The 6,399-nt window shown below is 72.6% G+C and carries 5 protein-coding genes; 4 read left to right on the top strand and 1 reads right to left on the bottom strand.

Going from position 1 to position 6,399, the window contains the following annotated elements; genetic code table 11:
- Nucleotides 1-528: M24 family metallopeptidase (locus VGP36_17450; GenBank protein HEV7656504.1), on the top strand; the 528-nt coding region annotated here is incomplete at its 5' end.
- 139 nt (nucleotides 529-667) lie between these two features.
- On the opposite strand, the gene VGP36_17445 is transcribed toward VGP36_17450, so the two are convergent.
- Nucleotides 668-2,617, bottom strand: a complete 1,950-nt coding sequence (locus tag VGP36_17445; GenBank protein HEV7656503.1) for a glycoside hydrolase family 18 chitinase — start codon at nucleotides 2,615-2,617, stop codon at nucleotides 668-670.
- A 148-nt stretch (nucleotides 2,618-2,765) separates the two neighbouring features.
- On the opposite strand from VGP36_17445, the gene VGP36_17440 reads away from it, so the two are divergent.
- The 3 genes from VGP36_17440 (at nucleotide 2,766) to VGP36_17430 (ending at nucleotide 6,044) form a co-directional block, all read left to right on the top strand.
- A complete protein-coding gene (locus VGP36_17440) occupies nucleotides 2,766-3,260 on the top strand; it encodes a MarR family transcriptional regulator (protein ID HEV7656502.1) in 495 nt (164 codons plus the stop codon).
- A gap of 64 nt (nucleotides 3,261-3,324) precedes the next feature.
- Nucleotides 3,325-4,986 (top strand): methylmalonyl-CoA mutase family protein, encoded by a 1,662-nt coding sequence (locus tag VGP36_17435; GenBank protein HEV7656501.1) that lies wholly within the window; start codon nucleotides 3,325-3,327, stop codon nucleotides 4,984-4,986.
- A gap of 128 nt (nucleotides 4,987-5,114) precedes the next feature.
- Entirely contained in the window at nucleotides 5,115-6,044 is a 930-nt protein-coding gene (locus tag VGP36_17430; GenBank protein HEV7656500.1) for a tetratricopeptide repeat protein, read from the top strand.
- Nucleotides 6,045-6,399: the final 355 nt, after the last annotated feature.

The raw sequence follows: 6,399 nt of genomic DNA, 5'->3' as shown, positions 1-6,399 counted from the left end.
ATCGTGCACGGCCGGCCGAGCGGGCGCCGGCTCAAGGACGGCGACCTGCTCTCGGTCGACTGCGGCGCGATCGTCGACGGCTGGAACGGGGACGCCGCCGTCACCGTCCACATCGGACAGCCGGATCCGGCCGACGCGGCGCTGCGGGCGGCGACCGAACAGGCGCTGGCGGCGGGGATCGCGGCGGCGGTGCCGGGAGCGACGCTGCGCGACGTCGCCGCGGCGATCGACGCGGTCGCGCGCCGGCACGGGTACGAGCACGTGGCCGACCACGGCGGGCATGGGATCGGCCGGCGGATGCACGAGAGCCCGTTCATCGCGAACGTGCCGACCGAGGAGGGCGGCTGGTACCGGCTGCGCCCCGGCAACACGGTCGCGCTGGAGCCGATGCTCGTCGCCGGCGCGGGCCGCTACAAGCACAAGCGCGACGGGTGGGGGGTCGTCACGGTCGACGGTTCCCGGGCCGCCCACGCCGAACACACCGTCGTCGTCACGGACTCGACCGCCGAGCCCCTCACGGTCGCCTGAGCCCGGGGACAGAGCGAGCACCCGGCGCGCCGGTGCCGGTCGGCGCGCCGGGTGGGGGAGCGGAGTGGGCGGGGCGAGAGTGCCGGAGGCCCGGGGAGGTCCGCTGCCACGCCTCCCCGGGCCCCGTTCCGGTGCCCCCTTACCGCAGGCCGGTGTCCACCGCGGTGGTCAGCGAGCCGTCGTCACCGTCGAGCTCCCAGACCATCACCCCACCGAGTCCCTTCGTCTTCACGTACGCGGTCTTCTGCGCGATGACCGTCGGGTCGTCGTACGACCACCAGTTCGTGCCGTCGTACAGCCACAGCGAGCCGGCGGCGGTGTCCCGGAACCGGGTGCCGGCCCGGTTCTTGAGCACCTTGTAGTCCTCGATCCCGGCCTCCCAGGTGCCCGTCGCCGCCGTCCCGGACTGGAACAGCCCGTTGTTGGTGGCGCCGACCCCGGTCCAGCCCCGCCCGTAGTACGGCAGGCCGAGCAGCAGCTTGGACGCCGCCACCCCGGCCGAGGTGTACGAACTGATCGCCAGGTCGTCGGAGAACTTCACCGGCGACGGGTCGTTCGCGACCGGGAACAGGTTGGCCTGGTGCATGGTCGTGGTCTCCCACGCGCCGTGGAAGTCGTAGCCCTGCACGGTGCCCCAGTCGAGCGAGTTGAAGATCTGCGGCACCTCGAACCCGGCGGCGATCTTGGCCGGGTCGGCCGGCAGGAACGCCGAGAGCGAGAAGTGCTTGCCCACGGTCGCGCCGTACGCGTCGAGCTGGCGCCGGAACTCGGCCATCAGCAGCGTGAAGTTCTGCTTGTCCTGCGGCCGGATCACGTTGCCGACGTTGCCCTCGGACCCGGGCCACTCCCAGTCGACGTCGATCCCGTCGAAGATGCCGGCCGCGGAGCCCGGGCCGCCGGACGGGTCGCCCTGCACGAGCGGCAGGTTGCCCTTGAGGAACATGTCGATGCAGGAGGCGACCAGCGCCTGTCGGGAGGCCGCGGTCAGCGCCGCGTCGGAGAAGAACTTCGAGTACGTCCAGCCGCCGATCGACAGCTGCACGCTCAGGTTCGGGTACTTCGCCTTCAGCTCGCGAAGCTGGTTGAAGTTGCCCTTCAGCGGCTGGCTGAACGTGTCGGCGACGCCGCTGACCGAGGAGGCCGCGTCGAAGGTCTTCTGGTAGTCGGCGAACGCGTCGCCCTGACCGAGCGCGTTGGCCTCGAAGCACCTGCCGTCGGTGCCGACGTTCTCGAAGGCGTAGTTGATCGTGGTGAGCTTGCCCGCCATCGCCTGCGCGTCCAGCGTGTGGAGGGTGAAGTTGCGGCCGTAGATGCCCCACTGGGCGAAGTAGCCGACCTTGCGCGGGCCGCCGGGCGGCGGGGGCGGCGGCGTGGTGCCGCCGGCCGAAGTGGTGACGCTGACCGCGGTGCTGCGGGCCGACACGTTGCCGGCCGCGTCCCGGGCCGCGACCGCGAACGAGTACGCGGTGCTGGCGGTCAGCCCGGCGATCGTCGTCGACGTCCCGGCGACGGTGGTCGCCATCGCCCCGTTCTTGAACACGTCGTACCCGGTGACGCCGACGTTGTCGGTCGACGCGGTCCAGGCCAGGTTGACCGAGGTCGACGTGGTCGCGGTGGAGTGCAGCCCGGCCGGTACCGACGGCGGTGTGGTGTCGGTCGGCGGTGGCGGGGGAGTGGTGCCGCCGGCGCAGGAGCCGCCGTTGATCAGGCAGCTGGCCGGCGCCACGAACGTCCCGGTGTACGCGACGTCGAAGCCCGGCAGCACCGAGCCGCCGGGCGCGATCACGCCGTTCCAGCCGGCGTTGTGCACGGTCACGTGGTTGCCGGTCTGGGTGAAGGTGCCTTCCCAGAGCGAGGTGACGTGGGCCGTGGCCGGGAGGTCGAACTCCAGTGTCCAGCTCGCCGTCGCGGCCGTTCCGGCGTTGGCGATTCTGTAGCTGGCCTCGTACCCGGTACCCCAGTCCGAGGTCTTGGTGAAGGTTGCAGTGACTCCGCCGGCCGCTGACGCGGATCCGGGGGCGAGGCCGAGACCGGCGATGACCAGGGCGGATGCGATCCCCGCGGTCAGGCGCGCGCGACGTCGGAACATGGTGCTCCTCTGGACGACGTGGGCTGAGCTGATCGGACGCGCGGCAGCGGCAAGGTGGACTAGACCAGACTAGACCAGTCACTGTCAATCCCCCGTCCGATACCGTCTGCACGTGCCCAAGCCACTGGATCTGCCGTTCGACCCGATCGTGCGGGCGGGCGAGATCTGGGAACGGACCTGGGGCCCGGCCTCCGGCATGCGGGTGGCCACCTCGGTCATGCGGGTGCAGCAGATCCTGCTCGGCCGGTACGACGAGGTGCTGCGGCCGCACGGCCTCACCTTCGCCCGGTACGAGGTGCTGGTCCTGCTGCACTTCAGCCGGACCGGGGCGCTGCCGCTGAAGGTGGTCGGCAGCCGGCTGATGGTGCACCCGACCAGCGTCACCAACGCGATCACCCGGCTGGCCGCGGCCGGGCTGGTCGAACGGCTGGCCAATCCGCGGGACCGCCGCGGCGCGCTGGCCTCGATCACCCCGCACGGCCGGGACGTCGCCGAGGCCGGCACCCGCGACCTGATGGCGATCGACTTCGGGCTCGGCGCGCTGGACGAGGCGACCCGCGAGGAGGCCTTCGCCGCATTGCGGTCCGTCCGGGCCGAGGCCGGCGACTTCCAGGAGAAGCCCCCGACCGAATCGGTCGAATAGTCCCAGACTGCCCTGTGACCGGAGTCCTGTAGCCGAGATTAGTTGGACGTCCTAGTATTTTGTCGTGGATGACATCGAGGTCGGACGCAAGCGCTGGCAGGAGCGGTACGACGCCTCGCGGAAGCGCGAAGCGGACTTCACCACGCTCTCCGGCGTCGAGGTGCAGCCCGTCTACGGGCCGGCGGCACCTGTCCCCGACTTCGACCGGATCGGCTGGCCGGGCGAGTTCCCGTTCACCCGCGGCCTCTACGCCGGCGGCTACCGCGGCCGGCCGTGGACGATCCGGCAGTTCGCCGGCTTCGGCAACGCGCGCCAGACCAACGAGCGCTACAAGCTGATCCTGGCCGAGGGCGGCGGCGGGCTGTCGGTCGCCTTCGACATGCCGACGCTGATGGGCCGCGACTCCGACGACCCGCGCGCGCTGGGCGAGGTCGGCCACTGCGGGGTCGCGATCGACTCGGCCGCGGACATGGTGGAGCTCTTCGACGGCATCCCGCTGGGCGACGTGACCACGTCGATGACGATCAGCGGCCCGGCCGTCCCGGTCTTCTGCATGTACCTGGTGGCGGCCGAGCGGCAGGGCATCGCGATCGGCGGGCTGGACGGGACGCTGCAGACCGACATCTTCAAGGAGTACATCGCGCAGAAGGAGTGGCTGTTCGAGCCCGAGCCGCACCTGCGCCTCATCGGCGACCTGATGGAGTTCTGCGCGGCCGAGATCCCGGCGTACAAGCCGCTGTCGGTGTCGGGCTACCACATCCGCGAGGCCGGCTCGACGGCCGCGCAGGAGCTGGCGTTCACCCTCGCCGACGGGTTCGGGTACGTCGAGCTGGGCCTGGACCGTGGCCTGGACATCGAGCAGTTCGCGCCCGGGCTGTCGTTCTTCTTCGACGCGCACGTCGACTTCTTCGAGGAGATCGCGAAGTTCCGGGCCGCGCGCCGGATCTGGGCCCGCTGGCTGCGCGACGAGTACGGCGCGACGACCGCGCGGGCGCAGTGGCTGCGGTTCCACACCCAGACCGCCGGGGTCTCGCTGACCGCGCAGCAGCCCGACAACAACATCGTGCGGACCGCGGTCGAGGCGCTGGCGGCCGTGCTCGGCGGCACCAACTCGCTGCACACCAACGCGCTGGACGAGGTCCTGGCGCTGCCGAGCGAGCGGGCGGCCCGGATCGCGCTGCGGACCCAGCAGGTCATCGCCGAGGAGACCGGCGTCCTGAACGTGGCCGACCCGCTCGGCGGCTCCTGGTACGTCGAGGCCCTCACCGACGAGCTCGAGCGCCAGGCCGAGGAGATCTTCACCCGGATCCGGGAGATGGGCTCGGACGGGACGATGACCTCCGGCATCCTGCGCGGGATCGAGGACGGCTGGTTCACCGGCGAGATCGCCGAGGCCGCCTTCCAGTACCAGCAGAAGCTGGAGAAGCGCGAGAAGCGGGTTGTCGGCGTCAACGTGTACGAGGCCACCGACGAGCCGGCGCTGGAGATCCTGCGGATCTCCGGCGACGTCGAGACCGAGCAGGTCAAGGCGCTGGGCGCGCGCAAGACGGCCCGGGACGAGGACGCGGTCCGGGCGGCGCTGGCCGCGATGGTCGACGCCGCCCGCGGGACGGCCAACCTCGTCCCGCCGATGCTCGACGCGGTCCGGGCCGAGGCGACGCTGGGGGAGATCTGCGGCGTGCTGCGCGACGAGTGGGGCGCGTACACCGAACCTGCCCGCTTCTAGGGGGACGCTGTCCCTAAATCTGAGGGTTCAGGGAGATCCGCGACAGGACTGGTCCGGGGCGCGACTACGCTTGACCCATGCAGCCTGGTCGTTCTCAGCGTGGTGCCGGTCCGGCGCCCAGTCCTGCCATGTCCGCCGCGCTGTCGGGCGCGGTCGACCTTTCCGCCCTCCAGGCCCGCAACGAGGCCCGCGAACGGGCCGACGCCCAAGCGGCCGCGCAGGCGACGGCCGTGGCGAACGGCGAGGGTCCGCCCGATCCGGTGACGGTGATCGATGTCACCGAGGAGACCTTCCAGGCCGAGGTGCTGGACCGCTCGTTCCGGACGCCGGTCGTGCTCGACCTCTGGGCCGAGTGGTGCGGGCCCTGCAAGCAGCTCTCGCCGATCCTGGAGAAGCTGGCCGAGCAGGCGGACGGGGCCTGGGTGCTGGCCAAGATCGACGTGGACGCCAACCCGCAGATCGCGCAGGCGCTGCGGGTGCAGGGCATCCCGGCGGTGAAGGCGGTCTACCAGGGTCAGCTGCTCGGCGAGTTCGCCGGCGCGCTGCCCGAGGACGAGGTGCGCAACTTCCTGGACCAGGTCGTCGAGGTGACCGGGACGGTCACGCCGGGCGAGGACGGCGTCGCTGTCGAGGAGGCGCCGGAGCCGGAGGACCCGCGGGTGCTGGCCGCCGAGGACGCGACCGCGCGCGGCGACTTCGACGACGCCATCGGGCAGTACGCGGCGATTCTCGCGGCCGAGCCGGCCCACGAGCGGGCCGCGGCCGCGATCCGCGAGGTCGAGCTGCTGCGGCGGGTCACCGGGGCGGCGCCGGACGCGATCGCCAAGGCGGATGCCGCGCCGGACGACGTCGAGCTGGCGATGGCGGCGGCGGACCTGCAGCTGGCCGAGGGTCAGATCTCCAACGCGTTCGCCCGGCTGCTGGCGGCGATCCGGGCCAGCTCCGGCCCCGAGCGTGAGCAGGTCCGGCTGCGCCTGGTCGAGCTGTTCAACGTCGTCGGCAACGAGGACCCCCGCGTCACCGGCGCCCGCAAGGAACTCTCCCGCGCACTCTTCTAGACCCACCCCCACTCGGGCCCCCTCCGCACACCGCGGCCGGGGCCCGAGCCATCTCCGGATCCGCCACGGCCGGATCCGCGCTGCCGGCCGGAGCCCCCGGCGACCCGTCCCCGCGCGCCCGGAAGCCCGCGCGTCCGCGCCCGGCAGCCCCCGCGCACGGAGCCCCCGCCGCAGACCGCGCCGCCGGCAGACCGCGCCGCCGGCAGATCGCGCGTCCGGGAGCCCGCGTCCGGAGCCGGCGCTGCCCGGGAGCCGGCGCTGCCCGGGAGCCGGCGCTGCCCGGGAGCCGGCGCTGCCCGGGAGCCGGCGCTGCCCGGGAGCCGGCGCTGCCCGGGAGCCGGCGCTGCCCGGGAGC

The organism is Mycobacteriales bacterium, from assembly GCA_035995165.1.
Lineage (GTDB): Bacteria > Actinomycetota > Actinomycetes > Mycobacteriales > CADCTP01 > CADCTP01.
The sequence above is the reverse complement of the archived record's forward strand: the minus strand, read 5'-3'. Positions and strand labels throughout refer to the sequence as shown.